A 25,019-nucleotide genomic window follows, 5' to 3' on the forward strand; every position below is an offset into this window, starting at 1 on the left:
CCGAGCGGATGCAGCGGCTTTCCCTCGGCATCGAACACAATGGCGTAGGTGCCACGGATTTCACGCGGCACGGTCGGTGGGAATCGCTCGACCCGGCCCGCACCCGGATCGCGCACCACGATGCCGCCGTTCTCGTGCACGAGTACGTATGCGTGCGCGCCGACCTGGTACTGGTCGACCGGGGCGTTGTAGTCGTCGACGACCAGTGCCGAGGAACCCTCCGGCATGGTGGCCAACACCCGCGCGATCTCGCCGTGATCGCCGTATCCGCGCAGCTGCCCACCCGCCGCGTCCTGCACCTCCCCGGCCGACATACCGTCCATGCCGATAATCCGCTCCGGCAGCCTGATCGACGAACTGCCGGTGAGCGCCTTGATCAGCCGCAGCGACAGCTCGGCACACCGACCGCGGTTGCGCTCCGGAATACGCAGCGGGGCATCATCACTCGACCGCCGATGCGGAGTATCCGCGCTATCGCGCGGCGCGGTTCTGTCGCCGGACGCGTCGCCCGTGCGGTGCGGAGGCGTTTCCGGCCCTACGATCGGCACGAAAGCGACTGCGGGATCGACGGATTCGGCGCGCTCGCGAGCCGCCGCACGCCGGGCCTCGACATCCTCGGCGCGCCTCTGCCCCGCATCAGCACCGTCCGCACGATGCGGCTTGGCCGAATCCGCCGCATCGCCATCGGCCCGATGCGCCGGACCATGCTCGCCCGCTGCGGAATCCGCCACACGCCGTTCGCCGCCGGGTTCGTGCCGCGCTGCCCCTTCCTCCACAGCCCGAACAGAACCGTCACCATCCGAGCGCACCGCTGTATCGCCGTCAGCCCGAACGACACCGTCACCGTCCGGGCGCACGCTTGTATCGCGGCCAGCCCCAACGACACCGTCACCGTCCGGGCGCACGTTTGTATCGCCGTCAGCCCCAACGACACCGTCACCGTCGAGTCGGCGGGCACCGTCACGATCCGCACCCACCGCACTCTCGCCATCCGACCGCACCGGGCTCTCGCCATCCGACCGCACGCCGCTCTCGTCACCCGGGCGAGGCGCACGCTCGCCGTCGGGCCGCACCGGACTCTCACCGTCAGGGCGCACCGCACCCTCAGCGTCGGGGCGTACGGCACGGTCACCGTCGGACCGCACCGCCCGATCACCATCAGTCCGAGCCGCGTGCTCGCCCTCCAAGCGCGCTGAACTCTCACCCTCGGGGTGCACTGGACCATCACCGTCGAGCCGCGCAGCGTGCTCGCTTTCCGACCGCACCGAATCCTCACGATGCGGACGCACAACCCGCTCGCCCTCCGAGTCCAACGGACTCTCACTTTCAGGGCGCACCGCACCTTCGCCGTCGGGCCGCGCAACCCGCTCGCTGTCCGAGCGCACTGGACTCTCACCGTCAGAACGTGCGGCGCTGCCACCGTCGGAACGCACGGCGGGCTCGCCATCCGGGCGCACCGCATGCTCACCGTCGGAACGCGCGGCGGGCTCGCCCTCAGGGCGCACTGAACTCTCGCCCTCGGGGCGCGCAGCACTGTCGCTGTCGGACCGCGTCGCACCCTCGCCACTGGGACGCGTGGCCGGATCGGTATCGGGGTGGGCTGTGGAATCGGTGTCTGCTCGGGCGGTGACGCCGGTGTCGGTGTGGGTCTCGGGGTGGAGCGGTGCGGCTTCTGTTCGAGGGCCGGCAACGGGTTCGGTGGCGTTCAGGTTGGGGGCGGATTCGGGTGTGCCCGCGCGGTTTTCGGCTGGTGCGCGGCTCGTTCCGGAGCGGGTTTCGGAGCTTTCGCCGGTACGGAATCGGTCTGTGCCGGTGCGGGCGTCGGCGGCGGTGCGGGCGTCCGGGTTGGACGTTGGCGAGCGTTCTCCGGTGCGCGATTCGGGGCTCGACTGTGGACGCGTCGTTTCGCCGCGTTGGGCGTCCGTGCTGGAGGTAGTGCTGGTCTGACGTATTTCGGCGGCGGTCGTGCGGGGCGTGGATGTCGTTGCGCCGCCGCGGGTATCGGCTCCGGATTGGGTCGGGGAGGTTGCGGGGTGGGGTGGGGTGGCACCGGTCTGGGCTGGGCCCGACGCTGCTGCGGGAGCACCCGGTGCGGATGCGTTGTCGCTGGAGACATGTGTTCCGTCGGCCGTCGAAACGGGGTGCGCGCCTGCGGGAGCCAGATCGGCTCGCGTTCCGGCATCGGCCCGAGCCGCCGAGGACTGATTCGCTTCCGGTGACGCCCCGGCACCGTGGTCGCCGGACGCCGCACGTGCGCCCGAATCGCCATTCGACGCACCCGCCGACGAATTCTGCTGCACCGCAGTGTGATCCACCGCACCTGCAGGTCGGACCGCACCATCTCCCGACGCATGCCCATTCGCGGTCGCATCGCCCGCACTGTGGGTATTCGCAGAGCCGCTGTCACCGGCACGCGCAGCCGAACCATCATCTCCAGCGCGCGCCGCCGAACCATCGTCGCCCGCACGCGCAGCTGAACCGCCGTCGCCAGCGTGCGCCGCCGAACCACCATCACCGGCATGTGCGGTCGAGCCTTCGTCACCAGCACGCGCCGCCGAACCACCATCACCAGCATGTGCGGCCGAACCATCATCACCAGCACGCGCAGCTGAACCGCCGTCGCCAGCGTGCGCCGCCGAACCACCATCACCAGCATGTGCGGTCGAACCATCGTCACCAGCACGCGCAGCCGAACCACCGTCGCCAGCGTGCGCCGCCGAACCACCATCACCAGCACGCGCCGTCGAACCATCGCTACCAGCGTGCGCAGTCGCTCCGTCACCCGCACGCGCGGTCGAACCATCACCGGCGGCCCCCGCCTTCGACATTCCGCCGTCAGCACCATGCGCCTGCGCCGCATCATCGCGCGCACCATGACTATTCGCCCCATCAGCACCAGCTGCCCCCGAACCGTCATCGCCGACATGCGCAGTCGACCCGTCCCCGGCCGCACCATCCGCCGTCCCGTCACCGGCGGCCCGCCCATTGACCGACTCCCCCGAATGGCCCGCATTCGGTGCACCTTCGCCGACCCGGCCGCTTCCCGAGCCGTCACCCGCACCCACAGTGGTACCGCCGTCACCAGCACCCACCGGCCCCGCATCGGGCCGAAATCCGATGCGGGTCAAGCTATCCGGATTGACCGGCGAACCGCTCGGCCGATACCACTCCGGATGCCGACTCTGATAGAACTGCTCGGCCAGCGCCCGATTCGCACCGGACATCGCGCCATTCGTGGCGCCCGCCGTCAACATGCGCAGATCGAACTCGGTGCTTTTCAGGCCTTCGACGGCCTTATCCCAGCCGCCCTGTTCACCACCTTTGGCCCAGGTAATGCCGAATTGCGTGGCCACACTGCCGCCGAACCCGGCGAGCGCGCCGACAGTGCCCGCCGCCGAGCCCGTGATCAGCCCGCGCAGCCAGGCCTTCATCTCGGCCTCGGCCAGTCTCTTGCCGAGCATCTCGCCCAGCGGACTGGCCACACCAGCGCCCACCGCCGAACTGACGCCGGTGACCGCGACCTGTTCCCAGTTGACCTCCTTGCGGTGTCCGGAACTCACCTGATACTGCTGAATACCCCAGTCCTGGACCGTGCCGAGTGCGGTATCGATGGCAATGTGACGGACCAGGAATTCCGCCAATCGCTTCCCGAGGAATTTGGCGACGATATCGACGATCTTGTCCATGATCCGTTTGGCGATCATCCGAATCGCCACCCGAGTGCCCACGATCGCCGCTGCCTCTTCGGCAGGCGCGGTCGGTGGAAAGATCCATGCGATCGCGATCTCGGCCGCCAGCAATGCCAATGAGGTGATCAGCATCAGCTGGCCGTATTCGATCTCGGTACCGACCCCGGTCGCCGAATCGGCCAGCTTCTCGAAGTCCTTGGCCAGATTCTCGAGTGACTGCGGCCCCTCGAGATAGCTGTCGAAGTTCTCGAGAATCTTCTCGATGCCGTCGCCGTCCTGATACGCCTTCAGCGACGCCGCTTTCGCATCCCTGATATCGGGCAGGATATCGCGCAATCCGGCCGCGGCTGCGCGCCAGTCGTCGGCCAGGCCCCACATGCCATCCGGATCGCCCGCCGGCCAGTCAGAGCCAGCGACCCACTCCAACCATTTGAGATATCCGGGCAGCTCAGCCATCCGCGCTCACCCCTGGATCACCAGCTGGAATCGGTGACCCCGCGGTCCGCGCCCGGCTGCCGAGAAACGACCTCGACATTGCTGAATTCCATCGGGACGCTGTCATCGTCGGCGGCGCGCCGCTCGTCGGCATTCGGCGGTGCGAGCGAAGCCTTTGGCGCCTTCGGCATTTCGGCGCTCAAATCGGGCATGCCCTCGATCAGATCGGAGAGTTTCGGCAGTCGCGCGCGACGGTCGTGCAGGGGCATCATCAGCTCCTGCGCCTTGCGCATCACCTCGGCGGTGGCCTGCTGCGCGGCCTCCGTCACCGCCTTGGCGATCTCGGTGTAGCTCAATTCGTCTATATCGGACGCGAATTTGGTTTCGATGATGGTGCCGTCGGCGTTCACGGTGACGGTAATACGTTTGCGCACTGTCGCACTGGCGGTCAGTTCGGAACGCCGCTGCTGCACTTTCGCGATCGCGCGAAACTGCTGCTGGACCTCATCGAGCACCGCGGCCATCTCGGCCTTGGCGAATTCGTTCGTCATACCCCCGGCCCCCGATTACCGAAAACCGTCGCCGTTGGACTGGTCCATCCGCCGCAACTCCTTGGCGGTCTTGGTCTGACCGGTGTAGAAGTTGTCGAAATTCGTTGCGGTGGTGGTGATATTGGCGGTCATATTCGTGCGCGCCACCTTGTAGCCATCGGGCCCTTCGGCGAACTGTCGGCCGAGCTTATCGTTGCCCCAGGGCTCACCACGTCCGGCGAGCGCCGCGTCCAACGCGCTCAGCACGCCATTGACCCGATCCCGGACCGCGCTGGTCCGCTCCGCGGCCTTCTCGAACAGCTCCGCGTCATGAGTCAACTTGTCCGACATCGCGCCAACTCCTCGAGCTCCTGCGGTCACCCGCACCATCACCATCGGATCCTCTGATCCGACGATGACAGCGCGAGGCAACTCGTCAGTAGCTCGAAAATGAACGAAAGGTGCCGTGGCAGTTACACACCCGCTCCGGCACTGGAAATCCTGCAGGACGAACTGTCGTCCATGTCTTCCGACGTAACCCCCGACACTCTCGCCCTCCTCGATTCCTTTCTGGCAGTGCGAGATACGCCGATTCTCGCATCCCCGATGGACCTCGCGATCAACCCGTCCACGTTGTACGAACTGAACTCCGCACACATCGCGGATGCCCTGCCGATCGCTGAGGCCGAGGCCGCCGAAACGGTCGAGACGTCGAACGACCCGGACGAGGAGCCCTAGCACCGACCCCGACCGCCGCCTCGGCAACCGGATCGTGCCCATTGCCCACCGGCCGACCCGCGCTCAGCTCCATCGCTCGAATCGTGTCAGCGCTCGACCACCGCCCTGACGGATCCGATGCACCCGGCGGCAGCCGGCGACCCGGATGCGAGGATCGGGGCATGCGAGTACTGGTGCAGCGCGTATCCGCCGCTCAGGTGACCGTGGACGGTCGGTCCGTCGGCCGGATCGAGCCGAACCCGCAGGGACTGGTCGCCCTGGTCGGGGTGACGCATGACGATACCGAGGCGACCGCGAAGGCGCTGGCGGACAAGCTGTGGCGGCTGCGGATTCTGGAGGATGAGCGGTCGGCGGCCGATCTGGACGCGCCGATTCTGGTGGTCAGCCAGTTCACGCTCTATGCCGATACCGGCAAGGGACGGCGGCCGTCCTGGTCCGCGGCCGCGCCGGGCTCCGTCGCCGAACCGCTGGTCGAGACCTTCGCCCAGGCGCTGCGCGAGCTCGGCGCGACCGTCGCCACCGGCCGATTCGGCGCGCATATGCACGTCGAACTCGTCAACGACGGACCGGTGACGTTGCTGCTCGAGGGCTGAGCACAACCCCAGAGCGCAACCACCCCTGACAAACTGCGCGCGGCATTGATCAGCTCGACCACATCTCCACACACCATGTCGTCCGCGCGGAACGACCCCAGCGCGCGGAAGCCGAGTGCACCCGCTGTCAACCGGTCGATCGCGGCGGCGCCGGTCGCCGGTGGATTGCCTGCTCGTTCCGGCCATTTCTATGGCAAACTCGGTCGAGCAGAATGCGGCCGCTCGACGACCGTGGCGCGGAAGGTAATGCGGGAGTTGAGGTCGCGATGGATCTGAGGGATCTGAGTGCGCTCGAGCGTCGGGTGGCCGAGGATCGCCGGGCAGCCGTCGACCGAACGGTCGAGAACGAGTTGCGTTTGGCCACGTCGCTCTGCGACCTCGCCAAGGCGCTGGTCGCCACCAAGGACGGCGAGGGACGTGACCGCACGGCCGAGGCATTGGCGCCCTCCCAGGAGTCCGTCGGCATTCGGCTGCACTGGCTCGCCGCCGGACGGGTCACCGCGCAGTTCGCGGGTGAAGTGCAGGAGGCGCTGCGCGTATTCGAGCAGGCCACCCGCCATATCGGCCACCGAGAGCTGGCCGCGAGCACCATCCGCAATGCCTGCCACACATATCGTCAAGTGGCCCACACCCATCCGCAGGTGGCCGCCGTCTGCGCGGACGGGCTGTCGAAGTGCGGCGTGTGGCTGTGCCGTCTCGACCCGGGTGCCGCCGTCGCCGCCAGCGAGGACGCGGTGCGGATCCGCAGTTCACTGTTCGCGACGAATCCGGATCAGGCCGGTAAGTACCTCGCGAGTCTGAATATGCTGCTGCGCACACTGATGGTCGGCAGACAGCGCAAGCAGGCCGTCGCGATGTACCGCGAGCGGTACGCGGCCTTCACCTCGCCCGAGATGACGGCGCGGCTGCGCGAAACCCGGATCGAGGATATCGACCTCACCAACAAGACCTTCACGGCGCTCACCAAGCTCGAATGCCGGACACTGCAGCGCGCGGGACACCTGACCCAGCAGCAGATCCTGTACCAAACCTCGGGCGACCTGTCGACCATCGAGGAGATCAACTGGAAGCTCGCACTGGTCGGCTTGAAGCCGCTGGCCGCGGGCGCACTACCCGATCCGCCCTCGCGGCCGGTGGAGATCGGTGCGACATTCGGCGCGCTGAGCGTGCGCTGCAGTTCCCGCGACGCCGTCGCCCAGGTCCGCGCGGCCATTATCGCGGCCTACGCCGCCGATAGCGCAGGCCAGGTCGATCGCTCGGCGGTGCGCGGTGCGCACGAAACCCATTGGCACACCTTCGATCCCGAACTGAACTCCACGGAATCCCTCGGCGATGACGTGGTGCTCATCGAACAGCCCTACGGCGGTTCGGTGGTTGTCATGAGTCTGAACTGGGAGATGACACCGGTCGGCAAACATCCACTGGCACAGCATCTTTCCAACCGCTGGCAGGTGATCAGCGTGACCGCGAACGAAAAGATGTCCTACGAGCTGTGCCGGTACGACAATGGTGTGGCCACCCAGTACGCCGCACTGGGTCGCCCGAGCGGCCAGGCGCCGCTCGATACCCCACTGGCGCCGCTGGACTTCGCCGCGCTGGCCGACTACGGCGCGGACTACGCATCCGAAACCCAGGTCCGGGCCGCCTTCGGCAATACCGATATGTTCGCCAAACTCACCCAGCTACCCGCCAGCGGCATTCGGCAGGCCGCACTCGCGATTCCGCTCGCCGACTACGGCGATAACGTGCTGTTCTTCCGCAAGTCGGCCAGCTGAGCGATACCCGACATGCGAGGTCGGCGGCCACCGCGCGCCGCCGCCTCGGCAATTGATCCGTTCACTCCCAATGGGTTTCCAGCCGCTGGAGCATTCCGGCGATCAGGTCGTCGATCTTCTGCACCAGCCGCCCGTCGCCGATGCCGACCGCGACCGGAGCTTGGTCGAGCTCGATCACATAGCGGCCGTCGTCGGGCAGGTCGCGCCACACCAGAATTCGCTCCAGGATGCCGCGCGGACCGAACTTCGAATGGCCCTGATGGATGGTGATCACACCGGTCCGGGTCGCGGGAATGGCGAAGAATTGGTCACTGCGGCTCACTGTCGACGTGCCGGCGGTCTCGGTGACCCGGGAGCCGCCGAAATCGAACCGCTCATGATCGGCGACCCGATCGGTCAGGATCGGAATGCTGCCGATCCGGCCGGGTCGCGTCTTCGGCAGCAATCCGACGACCGCATCGGCCACGCCCCACGGACCGCATTCGGTGATCGTGTAACCGCCACTGTGCCAGGGGGTTTCACCGGGCTGCTGAGCCAGTAGAAAGCCGCGGGCGCCGGACCGGACGCCACGCGCCCGGATCCACTGCTGCGGATCTTCCTGGTCCGCGTCGTTCCACCCCAGCACCTTCACCAGGACCTCGGGGCGCGAGATGACCTCGAGCACCTCGCGCATCGAGCCGTCCACGCTATCGCGCAAACGCTCCCAGGTCTGGAACTTCTCGCGTTCGTAGTCGTCGCGCAAGGGCGTGCGGCTCATATAGGTGAGCGGCTCGGGCAGGATCCGCTGCTGTAGCTGGCGTTCCCACAGCACCTTGAACTCCAGATCGGTGAACTCCCAGGTCCGGGTCACGACCGACCCAGCGGTAGCGCCTGTTCGACCTGCGTCACAGCCGAATCGCCGCCCACCTCGGCCGGGGCCACGACGGGTCCGGGCCGATCCTGCTGTGCGACACCGGGAATGCCGATATCCCAGCCGGTCGACTGCTCGGTGAATCCGGGCAGGCCCGCACCCGACGACACACTCGGAATCTCCAGTCCGACACCGTCTGCGATACCGCGGATCGCCGACTCGAGCAACTTTTCGACCTTGTCGACATCGGGACTCGCGAAACCGGGGATGCCTGGCAGCGAGGCCCGCGGAAACAGTCGCGCCGCGGTGGTCGGTTGCGCCGCAAGCACCTGACCGGCAGGCGCGGTCGAACCCGCTGCCTGCGCCGATGCGTCCTCCTTGACCGGGATGTGGAGCAGATCGGCCAGCGGCTTCAGCTCCGGATTCGTGGCGATCAGATCCTTGATCTGGGGGAACTTCTCGAAGAAGCCATCGAAATCGATCGGCGCAGACGCGGGATGCTGGGCCTGGAATTGCGTGAGGGCCTGCATCAGTCCGGGGATCGCCTGCATACCTTGCGACAGGGCATTCACCAACCCGGAGATCATGTCCTGCCCCGAGGACGACGCCGACGTGCCGGTTCCCGTTCCGGTCCCGGTCCCGGTGCCCGTCCCGGTGCCATTGCCTGTCCCGGTCCCATTGCCCGTACCGGAACCCGTGCCCGTCCCGGTGCCGGTCTCCTTACCGGTCCCCGAGCCCCCGGCACCAGGAATCGAGGCTTTGCCCGCGCCACTACCGCCGCCGGTGCCCCCACCCGTTCCACCGCCGGTTCCCCCACCTGTCCCACCGCCGGTGCCTCCACCATTGCCGCCGCCGCGCTTGTCGCCCTTGCCGTCACCCTTGCCATCGCCTTTACCGTCCCCCTTCGGATCGGTCTCGGGCTTCGGCGCGGCGGGTGGCTTGGCCGGCACCGGGGCTCCGGGCAACACCGGAAAAGCCTTGTCCGACTTCGGCAGATTATCGCCGTAGAGTTCGTCGAACTTCTCCTGATAGTGCGACAGGCACACCGAATCCCAGTGGGCCATGCCATTGTGCACCGCGTTGGACGGCATCGCCTCCCTGGTCGCATGCAACCAGCGCGAGGTGTACTGCAGGTTCTCCGCGACCACGACCATCGTGTTGCTCAGCTCGCGGATATTGTCGCTGTACCTGCTGATGTTGCCGACGGCCTGATCGGCGCCGTATCCCTGCCACGCATCCGCGGTCAGCTTGTGCAACGACTCCTCGAGCGTGCCGCCGGCCTTATCGATCTCGGTGGCCAAGAAGTCCCATACCCCACCGGCATCCGATGCGGTACCGGACTTGATGTGCTCGTACAGCGCGTTGAGGCTGTCCCACCCCTGGTTTTCGCCGCTTTCGACCTTGATGTCGGCCTTGTCCATGCCGCCACCCTGTTGCAGTGACTTGGGGACCTTCGGATTGTCGTCGTCCGGCGCCGAATATTTGGGGGCCTCGAATTTCACGGCGGCCTTGTCGGGATCGGATTTGACCTGGGCCAGGTGACTGAAGACATCGGCCGACGTTTGGTCGGTGCCGCGATACGCGGCACCGGCCGCCTTGAACAGATCGGTGAGGTCGGCGAGGGTATCCATATGGTCGTCGAACGTCTCGTTCATCGACGTCAACTTCTCGTTGAACTTCGTCGCCAGCTGGTTTCCGGACCGGAAGGTCCCGAAGTCCGCCAGGTTCTTGATCTCGGCCTGTGCGGCGATCGCCTTGTACGCCTTCAGCTTTCCGATCATCTCCGAACAGGCTTCCGCACAGGCCAACGCCACATTCGCCTCGACCTTGATGCTGTGCCCATCCTGCGCGGTCTTCTTCAGACCATCCCATGCCCCGCTGTCTTTACCCACTCCGACCGCTCCTCCAACGCCCGCGAAACCCGCACCCGTCCGCACCTCGGATACAGGGCAAATACCGAGTCTAGGTCACCGATCCGAGCGGATCCGAGCGTCTTAACCGAACCTTATGCTCGGGTTCATCCGTTGGCCCCCAACAAGATCGACTCCATCCAGCCGGCAATATCGGCGACCACTTCGGCGTCCACATGCTGGGACCGCTGGTAGTCCGCGGGCGCGGACGGACCGGTACCGGGGAAGAACAGATGGTCGTCGGCGGCATAGGTGCGGATGGTCACATCCGGTCGATCGGCGAGACCGGTCCGCCACCCGATCAGATCGTCGGCCACCGTGGTCTGATAATCGCGCTCACCCTGCAGGATCAGCATGGGCTTGTCCAGCGTCGCCGCGACCGCCACCGGATCGTAGGCGCGCAGGTCCAGCCAATAGGCGGCGCTCATGCCGAAGGGCAGTTCCGCGGCGGGCGTGGTTGGTGACAGTTCCTGGCTATCAACCAGTTTCGCCTGTTCGATGATGGTATCGATGGACGGAAACGCGGCGACGTACGCCGGGTCCAGCTCCGCTAGGTATCGCAGCACCCGCACCATGGCCCACTGCATGGGCTGCGTGTCGGCGGCGAGCAACACCATGCCCGCCAGGGCGGGCGCGGCCGCCGCCACCAGCGGTGCCACTTTGCCGCCCATGCTGTGTCCGACCACGAAGACTCGCTCGGCATCGACAGACGTGGCCGCACAGAGCATTTCGATGCCCGCTAGGGCATGCGGCAGATATTCGTCACGCATTGTGAATTCCGGTGTCGCCGCGACCTTCTCGGCATGCACCAAGGTCACCTTGTCGAAGCGCAGTACCGCTGTGCCGCGACTGGCCAAGCCCCAGGCGATATCCCGGTAGATCCGGTTGGGCCCGACGGTGCCCTCGCGATCGAACGGCCCGCCACCGGCGAGCAGTACCACGGCCGGATGCGGCCCATCGCCGCGCGGCATGCTCAGCGTGCCCGGCACGGCGAACTCGCCGGAACCGACGGTGACCTCCCGCTCGTCGAATGCGGTCGGATCCACGTAATCCGGCTGCCGCCAAGGCGATTCCACGTCACCATCGCCCGCCTGTGCCGACTCGGTTCGTTCCATGCTGTCCTCCCCGGGGGGGTCTTCTATTGTTCTCAACTTTGAGAACGGTATCACAGATGAGAACATAACCGCCATGGACTCCTTGGAGCTGCTGGCACATCCGGTGCGACTGCGGATCGTGCACGCCATGTCGGGCGGACAAACCCTGACGACCACGCAGCTGTGCGCCCGGATGCCGGACGTCTCGAAGGCCACGGTGTACCGCCACGTCGAATTGCTGGCCTCCGGTGGCATTCTCGAGGTCGTCGAGGAACAGCGCGTGCGCGGCGCGGTGGAACGCCGTTATCAGCTGCGCCGAGAGCGTGCGGTGATCGATGCCGATCGGGCCGCATCCGCCTTGCCCGAGGACCATCGCCCGATCTTCGCGGCCGCGATGGCCACCCTGCTCGCCGAGTTCAACGCCTACCTCGACCGCGAAAACGCCGATCCGGCAGCCGATCTCGTCGGCTACCGCCAGCACGCGCTCTGGCTCGACCACGACGAACTGCTCGGCCTGATCGCCGATATGCGCGCCGCCATCGTGCCTCGACTGAAAAATGCGGCGGCACCTGGTCGTTCGCAGTACCTGCTGAGCCCGATCATGTTCCCCATCGGCCCCGAAGAAGCCGAGCATCGATAAATCCGCCGCACCGGCACACGTTTGCGCGGTACCGTCGTCCGCGTGCCGGGAACCGGGGATTCGACTGACCAGGCAATGGACCAGGGAGAACTTTGGGCGCGGCGGGCGAGCTCGTTCGGTGCGCAGGCCGCCGTCTACGCGGAGCATCGGCCGGACTATCCGGCAGCGGGCATTCGCTGGGCGTTGGCGCCGATCGGCGATGAGGCACCCGTCGTACTCGATCTGGGCGCCGGTACCGGCAAACTCACCGAGGGGCTACTGGCCATCGGCGCCGAGGTGATCGCCGTGGAACCCGACGACGCGATGCGCGCAGAACTGGTCGCACGGTTCCCCGGGGTAACGGCGCTTTCCGGTGCGGCAGAGACGATTCCGCTGCCCGACGGCTCGGTCGACGCGGTCGTGGCCGGGCAGGCCTTCCATTGGTTCGACCAGGCGCGAGCCTTCCCGGAGATCGCACGGGTGCTGCGCGCGGACGGCGTATTCGCCGCATTCTGGAATATGGACGACGGCCGCGTCGAATGGGTCGCCGGGCTACAGCAGGTTGTCCGTGCGAGCGCGCCCTATCCATCCGCAGGGTCGGAAGACAAGGTTCCGTCGCACCCATTGTTCACCGACTTCGAAAAGTCCGAGTTCGCGCACACTCATCGAAGGACTGCCGAATCCCTCACCGCAACCATCGGAACGCATTCGCGCACAGTGGTGATACCGGCACAGCAGCGTACCGAACTGCTCGATCGAATAACGACCTATCTGCGCAGTCAACCCGAAACCGCCCAGGGCGAATTCGACTTCCCCCTCCGAACCGATGTCATCCGAGCAATCCGCCGCGTCGATACACCATCGCCGCACCAAGATTGAGCGAAACCACCCTCCGGCCGAGAGCCCCCGATCACCGACACGCCCCCGCCACCCACATGCCATCGCCACAGCACGATAAGCAGACCCCTCTCGGCCAAGAACCCTCGATCACCCACACGATCCCGCCACCGATACGCCATCGCCACAGCACGATTGAGCAGCCCCCTCGGCCAAGAACCCCCGAACACCCACACGCCCCCGCCACCCACATGCCATCGCCACAGCACGATTGAGCAGACCCACCACTCGGCCGAAAACCTCGATCACCCACATGACCCGGCTGCCAATACCGAACCGCCACATGCCCGAGGGTCTTGGGAAGTCCAACCGTTCAGCCGACGCGGGTTCGATCACGTACGCGATCCGGCCGATACCCACACCGCCGCGGGACCAAGGCGTCTAGCGGAAGCCGCTACCTACGCGCTACCCCACGCATCCCGGCGCACCGGCTCTGAGCTGTGTGGAGAGGCAGCAGGCCGACCGACCGGGCCGACGGGCCGGCTGCGGTTCGCCGCAGAACTACGCGATCCCACAAGGGAATTCGAGTAGCTACCTACTCGGGTTAGCACCCATCTCCCGGACATACGCTTGTTCCAACGTTGAAGTTCAGAACGAATCGGAGGGAAATCATCACCATTGTGGTAGCGGTCGATCCCCTACACGACCCCCGAGGTGCGGCTGCACGCACGGACGCGGGTGCAAGGAACGACGTCACCGATCCAGCGCAAGCTGGGTAACGTCAGGACCAGCAGCGGACGCATCGTGTCCGAAGCCGTCGTCCCCGAACGTTCACGCCCCACAGGCGTCGGTGCGGCTCGACTCCTCGCCGCGCAGCGTCACCCCCGGCCTCGATCCCGTGACCGCCCCGCCCAACACCTGAACCCTAACACCCACCGCACTCGAACCAGACGAAACCGAAAGCCATTCACACAAACGACTTTTCAACGCCAACATGTGTCCAACACAACCCACACGCCCCCAGCCCCCAGGGCTCCCCCAAGCCCCATCAACCTCGCGCCCTCCCTAACCCTGCCACCAGCCGAGAACGCGCTCATGCAGGTGCGCTCTCGACGTTTACCTGCATGAGTGCATGGTGATCACTCGTCCAGGGCGGCGTACGGTGACGCCTGAGGTTATGGTGCCGCCCAACGTATGGTGCCTGCCCGAATGTGTAGTGCCGTAGGGGTTTCAGCACGAATGTGTGCTGCTGAATCGCGGGGTGCCGAGATATATACGGCACCAAGGAGAATCCGGCACCGAAGCAATGTTCGGTACCGAGAATGGTCGGTACCGACCACTGTCCGGGATCGAGCAACCTCCCGTACCAACCAATGTCCGGCACCAACGGGGCACAGCGCCGAGCAACATCGGGCGCCAAGCCAAGCTGCCGTGCCGACCAGTGTCCGGCAATGAGCAAGGTCCGTGCCGACCAACGTCCGGCACGTCCCGCGCCAACCAACGTTCAACACCGAGCAAGGGCCCGTGCCGACCAATGCCCAGCACCAACGGGATTCCAGCACCAAGCAACATCGGGCGCTAAGCCAAGATCCCGTACCAACAATGTCCGGCACTGCACAAGGGTCTGCCGGCCATCACCCGGGGCCAACGAGGTCCAGCGCCGACCAACGTCCGGCACCAACACCGTTCTGGCCCAACGCATTATTCGATGCCACCCAACCTTCGGCATCGAGAGATCCGGTCCCGGAGCAATGTCCGGTACCGCGCCTACTCCGGACGCAGCGTGAGAATCCGCGGGCCGTCCTCGGTGACGGCGACCGAATGTTCCCAGTGCGCGGCACGACTCCCGTCGAGCGTCACCACGGTCCAGTCGTCGTCGAGCACCTTGGTCTGTGTGGTGCCCAAGGTCAGCATCGGCTCGATCGCGAGTACCGATCCGACGACGAGTTTCGGGCCCTTGCCCGGTGCACCCTCGTTGGCCAGGAACGGATCCATATGCATCTCCCGGCCGATGGCGTGCCCGCCGTAGCCGTCGACGATCCCATAGGACCGACCGTGCTGCTTCTCGGCCGCGCGCGTACCCATTTCGATGGCATGCGAGACGTCGGTCAGCCGATTGCCGGGCAGCATCGCCGCGATACCGGCCTCCATCGAGATCTTGGTGGCCTCGCTGAGCAGCTGATCGGCCTCGATGATCTCGCCGACGCCGAAGGTCCAGGCCGAATCACCGTGCCAGCCTTCGAGAATCGCGCCGCAGTCGATCGAAACCAGATCGCCCTTGGCCAGAATCTCCGCGGCGGTCGGAATCCCGTGCACCACACGGTCGTTCACCGATGCGCAGATCGAACCGGGAAAGCCGTGGTAGCCCTTGAAGGACGGCACGGCGCCCGCATCCCGGATCACCTGCTCGGCGACCTCGTCCAGTTCCAGGGTGGAGACCCCGGGTTTGGCGGCCGCACGCACCGCGACGAGCGCGCGGCCGACGACCGCGCCCGCCGCCGCCATGGCATCCAGTTCACCTGCCGTGCGGAACGGCACGACCTTCTTCTTGCGGTTGAAGACCATCCGGCCTCAGTGCTCCATTCCGAGCGGCATCATTTGCTCCGCAGGGGGCAGCATTCAGTGCCCAAGGGCGCGCAAGGCACGGACATTGACCTCGTCGATCTCGCCGACGCCGTCGACCGAGACGACCAGACCGTCGTAGTGCTCGAGCAGCGGCTCGGTCTCCTCGCGGTACACCCGCAGCCGGTTGCGGATCACGTCCTCGTTGTCGTCGGCGCGACCGCGCGCCATCATCCGGGAGACCACGGTGTCCTCGGGCACGACGAAGCACAGCACCGCGTCGAGCTTCTTGTCCATATCCGAGAGGATCTTCTCCAGCGCGTCGGCCTGGTCGACCGTGCGCGGGTAGCCGTCCAACACAAAGCCGTTCGCGGCATCCGGCTCAGCGACCCGGGCCTCGACCATGCGGTTGGTCACATCGCTCGGTACGAGATCGCCAGCGTTGATGTACTTCTGCGCCTCACGCCCCAGCGGGGTCTGGGCGGAGATATTGGTGCGGAACAGGTCCCCGGTGGAGATGTGCGGGACACCCAGCTTGTCCGACAGGAGATCGGCCTGAGTACCTTTTCCGGCACCCGGCGGTCCGAGCAGTACAAGTCTCACTTGAGGAACCCTTCGTAATTTCGATTCATCAGCTGGCTTTCGATCTGCTTCACGGTGTCCAAGCCGACACTCACCATGATCAGCACCGAGGTGCCACCGAACGGAAGGTTCTGGGTGCCACCGGAAGCGCCGATATCGAGGAACAGATTCGGCAGGACGGCCACCAGACCGAGGTAGATCGAGCCGGGCAGAGTGATGCGGCTCAATACAAAATTGAGGTAGTCGGCGGTCGGCTTACCTGGGCGGTACCCCGGAATGAAGCCGCCGAACTTCTTCATCTCGTCGGCGCGTTCCTCCGGGTTGAAGGTGATCGCGACATAGAAGTAGGTGAAGAACACGATCAGACCGAAGTAGATCGCGATGTATACCGGGTTCCCCGGGTTCACCAGGTATTTCTGGATGGTCTCTTGCCACCAACTGGGGTTGGGGTTGTTCTTCGAGGACGTCAGCTGCGCGACCAGGTTCGGCAGATACAGCAGCGACGAGGCGAAGATCACCGGGATAACACCGGCCTGGTTGACCTTCAGCGGCAGGTAGGTCGAGGATCCGCCGTACATCTTGCGGCCGACCACGCGCTTGGCGTATTGCACTGGGATCCGGCGCTGGCCCTGCTCGACGAAGATGACCCCGCTGACGATGGCAAACGCGGCGACACAGACCAGACCGAACACCAGCCCGCCGCGGTTCTGCAGGATGTTGTTGCCCTCGTTCGGGATGCGCGCGGCGATACCGGCGAAGATCAGCAGCGACATGCCGTTGCCGATGCCGCGCTCGGTGATCTGCTCGCCGAACCACATGACCAGTGCGGCACCGGCGGTCATCACGAGCACGATGATGATCATGCCGAAGATGCTGGTATCGGCCAGGATGTCCTTCTGGCAGCCCTGCAGCAGCTGTCCGCGAGCCGCGAGCGCGACCAGTCCGGTGGCCTGCAGGATCGCCAGTGCGATCGAGAGGTACCTGGTGTACTGCGTCATCTTGTTCTGGCCGGTTTGGCCTTCTTTACGCAGTTCTTCGAAGCGTGGGATAACGACGGTGAGCAGCTGGATAATGATGCTCGCGGTGATGTAGGGCATGATGCCGATCGCGAAGACCGACAACTGCAGCAGCGCACCACCGGAGAACAGGTTGATCAGCTGATAGATGCCCGCGGAATCACCGCCGGAGACCAGGTCGATGCATTCCTGCACGCTCTTGTAATCGACGCCGGGGGACGGCAGCGACGCACCCAAGCGGTACAGCGCGATCAACCCCAGCGTGAAGAGAATCTTCCGCCGTAAGTCCGGAGTCCGGAAGGCCGATACGAAGGCGGAAAGCACAGATCCTCCTGGCGAACGACATGGTCATGCCACGGATATAGAAAACCCATGACGAGGCTTGGCAGACAACAATTGAACTCTAACAGTGGCACCGGACGAGCTCTCCACTCGTCCGGTGCCATTATCTGCAGAGTACCGTCAGCCCAGCTCGGTGACAGTGCCACCGGCCGCGGTGATCTTCTCCTTGGCGGCGCCGGTCACCTTGTCGACGGTCACCTGGACCGCGACGCCGATCTCGCCATCGCCGAGAACCTTTACCAGCTGGTTCTTGCGAACCGCACCGGCGGCAACCAGTTCCGCCTTGCCGACCTCGCCGCCCTCGGGGAACAGCTTGGCGATCGCGCCGACGTTCACGACCTGGTATTCCGTGCGGAACGGGTTCGTGAAGCCCTTGAGCTTGGGCAGCCGCATGTGAATCGGCATCTGCCCACCCTCGAAGGCGGCGGGAACATTCTTGCGAGCCTTGGTGCCCTTGGTACCGCGGCCCGCGGTCTTGCCCTTGGAGCCTTCACCGCGACCGACGCGGGTCTTCTCCGTCTTGGCGCCGGGAGCCGGACGCAGGTGGTGCAACTTGATGGTCATGTCAGACCTCCTCAACTGTTACGAGGTGGCGCACGACGTTGATCAGGCCGCGGTTCTGCGGGTTGTCCTCACGAACCACGGTCTGGCGGATCTTGCGCAGGCCGAGCGTGCGCAGGCTCTCCCGCTGGTTTGCCTTGGCGCCGATCGACGACTTGATCTGGGTCACCTTGAGATCTGCCATTTACCGACCTCCTGCTGCCTGAGCGCGCGCACGCAGCATGCCGGCCGGAGCCACATCCTCGAGCGGCAGACCACGGCGAGCCGCGACCTCTTCCGGACGCTGCAGCATCTTGAGCGCCGCAACCGTCGCGTGCACGACGTTGATGGCGTTGTCGCTACCCAGCGACTTCGCCAGAATGTCATGGATACCGGCGCATTCCAGCACCGCGCGCGCCGCACCACCGGCGATCACACCGGTACCGGGCGAGGCCGGACGCAGCATGACCACACCGGCCGCCGCCTCACCCTGCACCGGGTGGGTGATGGTCGAGCCGATCATCGGGACGCGGAAGAAGCCCTTGCGAGCCTCCTCGACACCCTTCTGGATGGCCGCGGGAACTTCCTTGGCCTTGCCGTAGCCGACGCCGACCAGACCGTTGCCGTCACCGACGATCACCAGGGCGGTGAAGCTGAAGCGACGACCACCCTTCACGACCTTGGAGACGCGGTTGATCGCGACTACGCGCTCGAGCTGGTTCTTATCGGCCTGCTGGTCACGGCGGTCGCCGCCACCGCGACGATCCCGGCCACCGCCGCGGCCGTCGCGGCTGTCGCCGCCACCGGCGGCACCATTCTGCTGTCCGGCGGGTCCGCTGCCGCCGTCACGCCTCTGACGTCCCGGCATCAGACGTTCCTTCCGTAAATGTTTGCAGTCATCAGAACTTCAACCCACCTTCGCGAGCGGCATCGGCCAGCGCCGCGATGCGGCCGTGGTAGTCGTGCCCACCACGGTCGAATACGACGGCCTCGATGCCTGCGGCCTTGGCGCGCTCGGCCAGCAGTTCGCCGACCTTCTTGCCCTTGGCCGACTTGTCGCCGTCCAGTGCGCGCACATCGGCCTCGATCGAGGACGCGGCGGCAATGGTCTTGCCGACCGAATCGTCGATGAGCTGTGCGTGCAGGTGCCGCGAGGAGCGGTTGACCACCAGGCGCGGACGCTCGGTGGTACCGACGACCTTCTTGCGCAGGCGGAAGTGACGGCGGGCCTTCGACAGGCGACGCGTCGTCGACACGTCCTTGCCACGCGGGATGCGCTTGGCCTTCTGGTTTTCGGTTTGCGCCATGATCACTTACCCGTCTTTCCGACCTTGCGGCGAACGACCTCACCGGCGTAGCGGATGCCCTTGCCCTTGTACGGGTCGGGCTTGCGCAGTCCGTGGATGACAGCGGAGATCTGACCGACCTTCTGCTTGTCGATACCGGACACGGAGAACTTGGTGGGCGATTCCACCGCAAAGGTGATGCCCTCCGGGGCCTCGATCGGCACCGGGTGCGAGTAGCCGAGGGCGAACTCCAGGTTCGAGCCCTTGGCAGCGACACGGTAACCGACGCCGAAGATTTCCATCTTCTTCTCGTAGCCCTTGGTCACGCCCTCGATCATGTTCGAGACCAGGGTGCGGGTCAGGCCGTGCAGCGAGCGGTTCTGGCGCTGGTCATCCGGACGGGCGACCTCGAGCTGGCCGTCCTCACCCTTGGTGACGGAGATCGGCTCGGCGACGACGTGGGTCAGGGTGCCCTTGGGACCCTTCACCGACACGTTCTGGCCGTCGATGTCGACCTCGACACCGGCAGGAATGGCGATGGGCTTCTTACCAATACGCGACATGTGTCCTACCTCCCCTTACCAGACGTAGGCGAGGACTTCGCCGCCCACGCCAGCTTTGGCCGCCTGACGATCGGTGAGCAGACCGGTCGACGTGGAGATGATGGCCACGCCGAGGCCGCCCAGGACCTTGGGCAGGTTGGTGGACTTCGCGTACACACGCAGACCCGGCTTCGAGACGCGGCGCAGGCCCTGCAGGCTGCGCTCACGGCTTGGGCCGTACTTGAGGTCGACGACGAGGGTCTTGCCCACGGTCGCGTCCTCGGTCCGGTAGTCGGCGATGTAACCCTCGCGCTTGAGGATCTCGGCGATATTCGCCTTGAGCTTCGAGTGCGGAGCCTTCACCTGATCGTGGTACGCCGAGTTGGCGTTGCGCAGACGTGTCAGGAAGTCTGCGATCGGATCAGTCATGGTCATGGTTCGACCTTGACACCTTTCTCGCTACGGTTCCCATGCAACACCGGCGTACGCACGCGCACGCCAGCCGTGGGCCTATAGCAATTCGGCGGTCCGGCCGACGCTTGCCGACCGGATTGAGTTCTCATCAGAGCTCTCGGTGCCCGGGCCGCCCATACGTCGATACAGTCGTTGTATCCAGGACATGCGGGCACAGAGGTGCCCGAGCAACCGCTCTAGTGTAGGCAAGGTCGCTACCAGGACAAAATCCGGGGTTCGCCGCTTACACTCACCCGCGTGCAGGATTCCTTCGCGACCGCACTCGTCGGTCGCGATGTCGAAGTGGCGAGTCTGGCGGCACTCGCACGGCGTGCGGCCACCGGACACGGGTGCGTCGTGCTGGTGGAGGGTGAGCCGGGAATCGGCAAATCGGCACTGCTGGAAGCGATGCGAAACCCATTCGCGGCCGCGGGCCTGGACATCCGTGTCGGCGCCGCCGAGGAATTGCGGCAGGGCGTGCCGTTCGCCGGGGTGTGCTCCTGGCTCGACGACGCGGGCCCGACATCCCCGATCGATGCGCTGCGCAGCGGAGATCGCGTGGGCGATGTGGCCGCGACCCATGAACTCACCATCGCCGAGGCGATTCTGGACCAGATCGACACCTGGTGCGCCGCAGGCCCGATTGCCCTGGTCATGGACGATGTGCACTGGGCGGACCGTTCGAGCCTGACGCTGCTGCACCGGCTCTGCACGCTCGTCGACGAACTGCCGCTGCTGCTGGTGCTCGCGGCCCGGCCGCTGCCGCGCGATCCGGCCTTCGCCGCGCTGTCGGCCGAACTTGTCGCACGGCAGGCCCCGGTGCTGCGGCTCGACGCCCTGCCGGCGACCGACGCCGCGAAACTGGTGCATCAACTGGTCGGCGCCGTGCCGGGACCTCGGTTGTTGGCGAGGGTCGCCGAGGCAGGTGGAAATCCGCTGCATGTCTCGGAATTGGTGGCTGCCCTGGTGCGCGACGGGGCGATCAGGGTGGTCGCCGATACCGCCGATCCCGCGGGGGCTGTCGTCGCGAACACGTCCGCGTCATTGGCCGAGGCGATTACGCAGCGGCTGGACTTCCTGTCCCGCCCGACGCGCGATGTGCTGCCGATGGCCGCGGCCCTCGGTTCGACCATCGATGTCGCGGACCTCGCGGTGGTATTGCAGATCCCGATTCTGGATGTCTGGAGCGCCGTCACCGAGGCACTCGATGGCGGGCTGCTCATCCGGGTGAACTCCGAGCTGGCGTTTCGACACGATCTTATCCGCGATGCACTGGCCAATCGGCTGCCCGCTTCACTGCGGTCGGATCTGCTCCAACGAGCCGGACAGGCGCTCCAGTCGACCGATGCGCCGATCGAACGGGTTGCCTACTATCTGTCGGTCGCCGACCGCGACTTGGACGCAGCGAGCCTCGATTGGCTGATCGGCGCCGCCGACAAGCTGATCGTTCGCGCGCCTGAACTGGCGAAACGGTTGTTGAGCCGGGTCGCTACGGCGCTGGATCTCGATGCGGCACGGCTTTCGGTACTGATCCGGCTGAGAATTCATGCTCTGCTGTGGGATGGGAACGCCGCCGAGGCCGAATCGGTGGTGCGCGAGGCGCTGCTCACCCGGTCGGAGGACAGCGACGATATCGAACTGCGCTGGCTGCTCGCCCAGATCTATCAAGCCCAGGGCCGGTTGGCCGATGCGGTCGCGGTCGCCGAGGAGGTGCTCTCCGCCAGCGAGCTGGGCACGACCAGGGAATTGGGCGTCGAGGACGCCGCCCGTTTTCTGGGTATGTCCGGACTCGGCAATTTCTTCCTCGAGCGGTTCGCGGCCGCGGAGCAGGCCGGTCGGCAGGCGGTATCGCTCGGCGAGAGCGCCGGGAACCCACTGGCCACCGGATACGGGCTGACCGCGGTGGGCGCGGTGCGCTATACCCAGGGCCAGCTCGACGAGGCGCTGGACCTGAGTGCTCGGATCCCGGCCCTCTTCGAGGACGGGACCGGGCCCGACCAATTCGATCCGTACGCGCTCTACGCGCACTGCCTGATCGAACTCGATCGGCTGACCGACGCCGAAGAGGTGCTGAAGACGGCCATCGGGCGCAACCGCCGATTCCGCGGCGTCTATCTGTCTTCGAACCTGGTCGCCAAGGCGCGGATGTACCTGGTCGGCGGGCGCTGGGACGACGCGCTGGCCGAATGCACAGCGAGTATGCAGACACCCGATGTGCTCGGATACGCGACGGTCGCACACACCGTCGCGGCGCTCATCGGAATTCGCCGCGGCACCTTCCTGCCGGACCCGGACGGCCTGCCCACACCGGATGATCGACCGGGCAATATCGGCTACGCGCATTTCCATCCGTGGGTCAAGGCCCTGACCCATGAGGCCCGCGGTCACGCCGACCTGGCGTTGGAACTACTCCTCGACGCACATCAGCGACTTGCCGACGGATTGGCCGCGGCCACACTGCATTACATCTTCCCGGATATCGCGCGCTTGGCCGCGGAAGTCGGTGATGCGCACGCGGCTCGGTCGGTAGCGGCCAGCGCGGATCTACTCCTCACCCGGCAGCCGACCGCCTCGCGCACCGGAACGGCCCTGCTGTGTCGCGGCCTCGCCGACTCCGATCCCGATGACCTCCTCGCGGCTGCGCGCGCCTTCCAACAATCCGGCCGCCCACTGTTCGAGGCCCAGGCGCAGGAAAACGCCGCCGTCCTACTCGCCGCCGCGGGCCGCGGACCCGAGTGCCGCAACGCCTTGGACACCGCGATCGAACTGTATTCCGGCCTCGGCGCATCCTGGGATTCCGCCCGCGCGGTGGCACGCGTGCGCCCCTACGGAATCCGCCGCGGCGTCCGCGGCCCCCGCAACCGCCCCAAATCCGGCTGGGCAGCCCTCACCGACACCGAACGCAAAGTCGCCGTGCAGGCCGCCGAGGGCCTGTCCAACACCGACATCGCAGCCCAAATGTTCTTGTCCCGCCGCACAATTCAATCCCACGTCTCGAACATCCTGGCAAAACTCGACCTCCGCTCACGCCGCGAAATCGCCACCGCCATGCCCCAACCCCACTGAATCCGTGGGTGATTTCCCGGCCGCGGCAACCAGGGCAAATTGTCGCCACGCCCGGCTAGCATGGCACCATGTCGGGTCCGCAGATCGAGCGTCCGGACCTCCCCGAGTACATGACCTGGGAGGAGCTGGAACAGCTTCCCGAAGAGATCGCGGAGCAGATCGAACTCTGGAACGGTCGCGTTGTCTGGCTACGACGCGGACCAGACGAACACCCGGAGTTCACCAACCTCTTGTGGAGCGGGCTGCGCCGCTGCGCCCGCAGCAACATGACGGCGGACCCCGAGCGGTGCTGGAGGGTGAGCACCGAGACCAACGTTTTCTTCGGGCGGACAGGAAAATCCGACTTCGTCACGCCGGACTTCATGATCTTCCGATGCCTGGACGAGCCATACCAATATGTCCGATCCGACGGAGTCCTCTTGGTCGGCGAGGTTCTGTCGCCGTCGAACTCCGACGCCGACATGGAGTTGAAGAAGGCGCGTTACGCCGATGCCGGAATTCCGTGGTATTGGGAAGTTACCCTCGCGACCCACCAAAGTGCGATAGCCCATGTCCACGCCTACGTCCTGACGCCGGAGGTCGCGGCGCCACCCGGCGTCACGGTACTGCACCAGGCCAACTACATCCTCGCAGGCACCTGGTCACCCAGCGAGTCCGAGGCTATCGAAATCGACCACCCGTTCCCGATCCACATCCCCTGGTCCGAACTCGAATTCTGAACTCCCCAAACGCGCAAGGGCACGACCTCCGGTGGAGGCCGTGCCCTTGTTCAGTTTTGTGCGGGTGCGCTCACAGGGAGCGCGAGCTCACCAGGAGCTCTTGTGCACACCCGGGAGCTCACCGCGGTGCGCCATTTCGCGCAGGCACACGCGGCACAGGCCGAACTTGCGGTACACCGCGTGCGGGCGGCCGCAGCGCTGGCAGCGGGTGTAGGCGCGAACGGCGAACTTCGGCTTGCTGTTGGCCTTGTTGACCAGTGCTTTCTTAGCCATGTGCTCAGTTCTCCTTGAACGGGAAGCCGAGGTGCTTGAGCAGGGCACGGCCTTCTTCGTTATTGGTCGCGGTGGTCACCACCGTGATGTCCATACCGCGCGGGCGGTCGATGGAGTCCACGTCGATCTCGTGGAACATCGACTGCTCGCTGAGGCCGAACGTGTAGTTGCCGTTGCCGTCGAACTGCTTGGGCGACAGGCCGCGGAAGTCGCGGATACGGGGCAGCGCGATGGAGACCAGGCGGTCCAGGAACTCCCACATGCGATCGCCGCGCAGGGTGACCTTCGCGCCGATCGGCATGCCCTCACGCAGCTTGAACTGCGCGATCGACTTGGTGGCCTTGCGGATCTCGGGCTTCTGACCGGTGATCAGCTCCAGATCCTTGACCGCGCCGTTGATGAGCTTGGCGTCGCGCGCGGCGTCACCGACACCCATGTTCACGACGACCTTGACCACGCCCGGGATCTGCATCACGTTGGCGTAGTTGAACTCGTTGTTCAGCGCGTCCTTGATCTCGGCCCGGTAGCGGGTCTTCAGGCGCGGCTGGGTCTGCTCAGAGGTGGTCAT

General features: G+C 65.9%; 24 protein-coding genes (1 of these 24 cut by a window edge). 7 read left to right on the plus strand and 17 right to left on the minus strand.

The window, feature by feature from the left end; all coding sequences use genetic code 11:
• The 3 genes in view from ACQP0C_RS37235 to ACQP0C_RS37245 are tightly spaced (at most 17 nt apart) and all read right to left on the minus strand, a layout consistent with a single transcriptional unit that may run on beyond the window.
• Positions 1-4,145 carry the 5' portion of a hypothetical protein gene (locus ACQP0C_RS37235; protein WP_433727825.1) on the minus strand. The gene continues 25,987 nt to the left of window position 1, outside the view, so 4,145 of the gene's 30,132 nt are visible here — the first part of the coding sequence; it begins with the start codon at positions 4,143-4,145; its stop codon lies beyond the left edge, outside the window.
• Between the two features lie 17 nt (positions 4,146-4,162).
• Complete coding sequence (locus tag ACQP0C_RS37240; RefSeq protein WP_433727827.1) at positions 4,163-4,675, minus strand: YbaB/EbfC family nucleoid-associated protein; 513 nt, start codon at positions 4,673-4,675, stop codon at positions 4,163-4,165.
• 15 nt (positions 4,676-4,690) lie between these two features.
• On the minus strand, positions 4,691-5,005 hold the full coding sequence (locus ACQP0C_RS37245) for a hypothetical protein (protein ID WP_433727829.1): 315 nt from the start codon (positions 5,003-5,005) through the stop codon (positions 4,691-4,693).
• Between the two features lie 99 nt (positions 5,006-5,104).
• Between ACQP0C_RS37245 and ACQP0C_RS37250 the strand changes: the two genes are divergently transcribed.
• The 3 genes from ACQP0C_RS37250 to ACQP0C_RS37260 all read left to right on the plus strand — a co-directional run bounded on the left by ACQP0C_RS37250 (position 5,105) and on the right by ACQP0C_RS37260 (position 7,760).
• Complete coding sequence (locus ACQP0C_RS37250) at positions 5,105-5,392, plus strand: hypothetical protein (RefSeq protein WP_433727831.1); 288 nt, start codon at positions 5,105-5,107, stop codon at positions 5,390-5,392.
• A gap of 161 nt (positions 5,393-5,553) precedes the next feature.
• Positions 5,554-5,985 carry a D-aminoacyl-tRNA deacylase gene (gene dtd / locus ACQP0C_RS37255; RefSeq protein WP_433727833.1) on the plus strand — a complete coding sequence of 144 codons (432 nt, stop codon included), beginning with the start codon at positions 5,554-5,556 and terminating at the stop codon, positions 5,983-5,985.
• A 266-nt stretch (positions 5,986-6,251) separates the two neighbouring features.
• Positions 6,252-7,760, plus strand: coding sequence for a hypothetical protein (locus tag ACQP0C_RS37260; protein WP_433727835.1), 1,509 nt, complete (start codon positions 6,252-6,254; stop codon positions 7,758-7,760).
• Between the two features lie 61 nt (positions 7,761-7,821).
• Here the strand turns inward: ACQP0C_RS37260 and ACQP0C_RS37265 are convergent, their stop codons facing one another.
• The 3 genes from ACQP0C_RS37265 to ACQP0C_RS37275 all read right to left on the minus strand — a co-directional run bounded on the left by ACQP0C_RS37265 (position 7,822) and on the right by ACQP0C_RS37275 (position 11,635).
• Positions 7,822-8,610, minus strand: a complete 789-nt coding sequence (locus ACQP0C_RS37265) for an ESX secretion-associated protein EspG (RefSeq protein ID WP_433727837.1) — start codon at positions 8,608-8,610, stop codon at positions 7,822-7,824.
• On the minus strand, positions 8,607-10,502 hold the full coding sequence (locus tag ACQP0C_RS37270) for a PPE domain-containing protein (protein ID WP_433727839.1): 1,896 nt from the start codon (positions 10,500-10,502) through the stop codon (positions 8,607-8,609). The genes ACQP0C_RS37265 and ACQP0C_RS37270 overlap by 4 nt, the downstream gene beginning before the upstream one ends.
• Positions 10,503-10,627: 125 nt before the next feature.
• Positions 10,628-11,635 (minus strand): alpha/beta hydrolase family protein, encoded by a 1,008-nt coding sequence (locus tag ACQP0C_RS37275; protein WP_433727841.1) that lies wholly within the window; start codon positions 11,633-11,635, stop codon positions 10,628-10,630.
• A 73-nt stretch (positions 11,636-11,708) separates the two neighbouring features.
• On the opposite strand from ACQP0C_RS37275, the gene ACQP0C_RS37280 reads away from it, so the two are divergent.
• Both ACQP0C_RS37280 and ACQP0C_RS37285 read left to right on the plus strand, forming a co-directional pair.
• Positions 11,709-12,254 carry a helix-turn-helix domain-containing protein gene (locus ACQP0C_RS37280; protein ID WP_433727843.1) on the plus strand — a complete coding sequence of 182 codons (546 nt, stop codon included), beginning with the start codon at positions 11,709-11,711 and terminating at the stop codon, positions 12,252-12,254.
• Between the two features lie 75 nt (positions 12,255-12,329).
• Positions 12,330-13,112 (plus strand): class I SAM-dependent methyltransferase, encoded by a 783-nt coding sequence (locus tag ACQP0C_RS37285; protein ID WP_433727845.1) that lies wholly within the window; start codon positions 12,330-12,332, stop codon positions 13,110-13,112.
• Between the two features lie 1,725 nt (positions 13,113-14,837).
• On the opposite strand, the gene map is transcribed toward ACQP0C_RS37285, so the two are convergent.
• The 9 genes from map to rpsH all read right to left on the minus strand — a co-directional run bounded on the left by map (position 14,838) and on the right by rpsH (position 20,375).
• Positions 14,838-15,635: a type I methionyl aminopeptidase gene (map, locus tag ACQP0C_RS37290; protein ID WP_433727848.1), complete on the minus strand. Its 798-nt coding sequence runs from the start codon at positions 15,633-15,635 to the stop codon at positions 14,838-14,840.
• A 54-nt stretch (positions 15,636-15,689) separates the two neighbouring features.
• A complete protein-coding gene (locus tag ACQP0C_RS37295) occupies positions 15,690-16,235 on the minus strand; it encodes an adenylate kinase (RefSeq protein ID WP_433727850.1) in 546 nt (181 codons plus the stop codon).
• Positions 16,232-17,554 (minus strand): preprotein translocase subunit SecY, encoded by a 1,323-nt coding sequence (gene secY, locus ACQP0C_RS37300; protein WP_433727853.1) that lies wholly within the window; start codon positions 17,552-17,554, stop codon positions 16,232-16,234. Before secY ends, ACQP0C_RS37295 begins: the two co-directional genes overlap by 4 nt.
• A gap of 138 nt (positions 17,555-17,692) precedes the next feature.
• Positions 17,693-18,136, minus strand: coding sequence for a 50S ribosomal protein L15 (rplO, locus tag ACQP0C_RS37305; protein WP_433727855.1), 444 nt, complete (start codon positions 18,134-18,136; stop codon positions 17,693-17,695).
• A 1-nt stretch (position 18,137) separates the two neighbouring features.
• Positions 18,138-18,317: a 50S ribosomal protein L30 gene (gene rpmD / locus ACQP0C_RS37310; RefSeq protein WP_062983142.1), complete on the minus strand. Its 180-nt coding sequence runs from the start codon at positions 18,315-18,317 to the stop codon at positions 18,138-18,140.
• Positions 18,318-18,980, minus strand: coding sequence for a 30S ribosomal protein S5 (gene rpsE, locus ACQP0C_RS37315; protein ID WP_040686598.1), 663 nt, complete (start codon positions 18,978-18,980; stop codon positions 18,318-18,320).
• Between the two features lie 31 nt (positions 18,981-19,011).
• Positions 19,012-19,419 (minus strand): 50S ribosomal protein L18, encoded by a 408-nt coding sequence (rplR, locus tag ACQP0C_RS37320; protein WP_354952713.1) that lies wholly within the window; start codon positions 19,417-19,419, stop codon positions 19,012-19,014.
• A 2-nt stretch (positions 19,420-19,421) separates the two neighbouring features.
• Complete coding sequence (rplF, locus tag ACQP0C_RS37325) at positions 19,422-19,961, minus strand: 50S ribosomal protein L6 (RefSeq protein WP_433727857.1); 540 nt, start codon at positions 19,959-19,961, stop codon at positions 19,422-19,424.
• Positions 19,962-19,976: 15 nt separating this feature from the next.
• Positions 19,977-20,375 (minus strand): 30S ribosomal protein S8, encoded by a 399-nt coding sequence (rpsH, locus tag ACQP0C_RS37330; protein WP_433680969.1) that lies wholly within the window; start codon positions 20,373-20,375, stop codon positions 19,977-19,979.
• A 276-nt stretch (positions 20,376-20,651) separates the two neighbouring features.
• Here rpsH and ACQP0C_RS37335 point away from each other — a divergent pair, with 276 nt between their 5' ends.
• Both ACQP0C_RS37335 and ACQP0C_RS37340 read left to right on the plus strand, forming a co-directional pair.
• A complete protein-coding gene (locus ACQP0C_RS37335) occupies positions 20,652-23,459 on the plus strand; it encodes a helix-turn-helix transcriptional regulator (RefSeq protein WP_433727860.1) in 2,808 nt (935 codons plus the stop codon).
• Between the two features lie 68 nt (positions 23,460-23,527).
• Positions 23,528-24,178, plus strand: a complete 651-nt coding sequence (locus ACQP0C_RS37340) for a Uma2 family endonuclease (protein WP_433727862.1) — start codon at positions 23,528-23,530, stop codon at positions 24,176-24,178.
• Between the two features lie 87 nt (positions 24,179-24,265).
• On the opposite strand, the gene ACQP0C_RS37345 is transcribed toward ACQP0C_RS37340, so the two are convergent.
• Complete coding sequence (locus ACQP0C_RS37345; RefSeq protein WP_062983162.1) at positions 24,266-24,451, minus strand: type Z 30S ribosomal protein S14; 186 nt, start codon at positions 24,449-24,451, stop codon at positions 24,266-24,268.
• 4 nt (positions 24,452-24,455) lie between these two features.
• A complete protein-coding gene (rplE, locus tag ACQP0C_RS37350) occupies positions 24,456-25,019 on the minus strand; it encodes a 50S ribosomal protein L5 (protein WP_355183833.1) in 564 nt (187 codons plus the stop codon).

The sequence above is a fragment of the Nocardia sp. CA-129566 genome, from assembly GCF_050956075.1.
GTDB lineage: Bacteria > Actinomycetota > Actinomycetes > Mycobacteriales > Mycobacteriaceae > Nocardia.

What these genes read in the sequence shown, in the direction of transcription:
- dtd (WP_433727833.1), top strand. Translation starts at nt 5,554, where the DNA reads ATGCGAGTACTGGTGCAGCGCGTATCCGCCGCTCAGGTGACCGTGGAC.
- rpmD (WP_062983142.1), bottom strand. Translation starts at nt 18,317, where the DNA reads ATGGCAGATCTCAAGGTGACCCAGATCAAGTCGTCGATCGGCGCCAAG.
- ACQP0C_RS37345 (WP_062983162.1), bottom strand. Translation starts at nt 24,451, where the DNA reads ATGGCTAAGAAAGCACTGGTCAACAAGGCCAACAGCAAGCCGAAGTTC.
- rplE (WP_355183833.1), bottom strand. Translation starts at nt 25,019, where the DNA reads ATGACCACCTCTGAGCAGACCCAGCCGCGCCTGAAGACCCGCTACCGG.
- ACQP0C_RS37275 (WP_433727841.1), bottom strand. Translation starts at nt 11,635, where the DNA reads ATGGAACGAACCGAGTCGGCACAGGCGGGCGATGGTGACGTGGAATCG.
- ACQP0C_RS37340 (WP_433727862.1), top strand. Translation starts at nt 23,528, where the DNA reads ATGTCGGGTCCGCAGATCGAGCGTCCGGACCTCCCCGAGTACATGACC.
- rplF (WP_433727857.1), bottom strand. Translation starts at nt 19,961, where the DNA reads ATGTCGCGTATTGGTAAGAAGCCCATCGCCATTCCTGCCGGTGTCGAG.
- rpsH (WP_433680969.1), bottom strand. Translation starts at nt 20,375, where the DNA reads ATGACCATGACTGATCCGATCGCAGACTTCCTGACACGTCTGCGCAAC.
- ACQP0C_RS37245 (WP_433727829.1), bottom strand. Translation starts at nt 5,005, where the DNA reads ATGTCGGACAAGTTGACTCATGACGCGGAGCTGTTCGAGAAGGCCGCG.
- map (WP_433727848.1), bottom strand. Translation starts at nt 15,635, where the DNA reads ATGGTCTTCAACCGCAAGAAGAAGGTCGTGCCGTTCCGCACGGCAGGT.
- rplR (WP_354952713.1), bottom strand. Translation starts at nt 19,419, where the DNA reads ATGGCGCAAACCGAAAACCAGAAGGCCAAGCGCATCCCGCGTGGCAAG.
- ACQP0C_RS37250 (WP_433727831.1), top strand. Translation starts at nt 5,105, where the DNA reads ATGAACGAAAGGTGCCGTGGCAGTTACACACCCGCTCCGGCACTGGAA.
- rpsE (WP_040686598.1), bottom strand. Translation starts at nt 18,980, where the DNA reads ATGCCGGGACGTCAGAGGCGTGACGGCGGCAGCGGACCCGCCGGACAG.
- ACQP0C_RS37285 (WP_433727845.1), top strand. Translation starts at nt 12,330, where the DNA reads ATGGACCAGGGAGAACTTTGGGCGCGGCGGGCGAGCTCGTTCGGTGCG.
- rplO (WP_433727855.1), bottom strand. Translation starts at nt 18,136, where the DNA reads ATGACCATCAAGTTGCACCACCTGCGTCCGGCTCCCGGCGCCAAGACG.
- ACQP0C_RS37240 (WP_433727827.1), bottom strand. Translation starts at nt 4,675, where the DNA reads ATGACGAACGAATTCGCCAAGGCCGAGATGGCCGCGGTGCTCGATGAG.
- ACQP0C_RS37260 (WP_433727835.1), top strand. Translation starts at nt 6,252, where the DNA reads ATGGATCTGAGGGATCTGAGTGCGCTCGAGCGTCGGGTGGCCGAGGAT.
- ACQP0C_RS37280 (WP_433727843.1), top strand. Translation starts at nt 11,709, where the DNA reads ATGGACTCCTTGGAGCTGCTGGCACATCCGGTGCGACTGCGGATCGTG.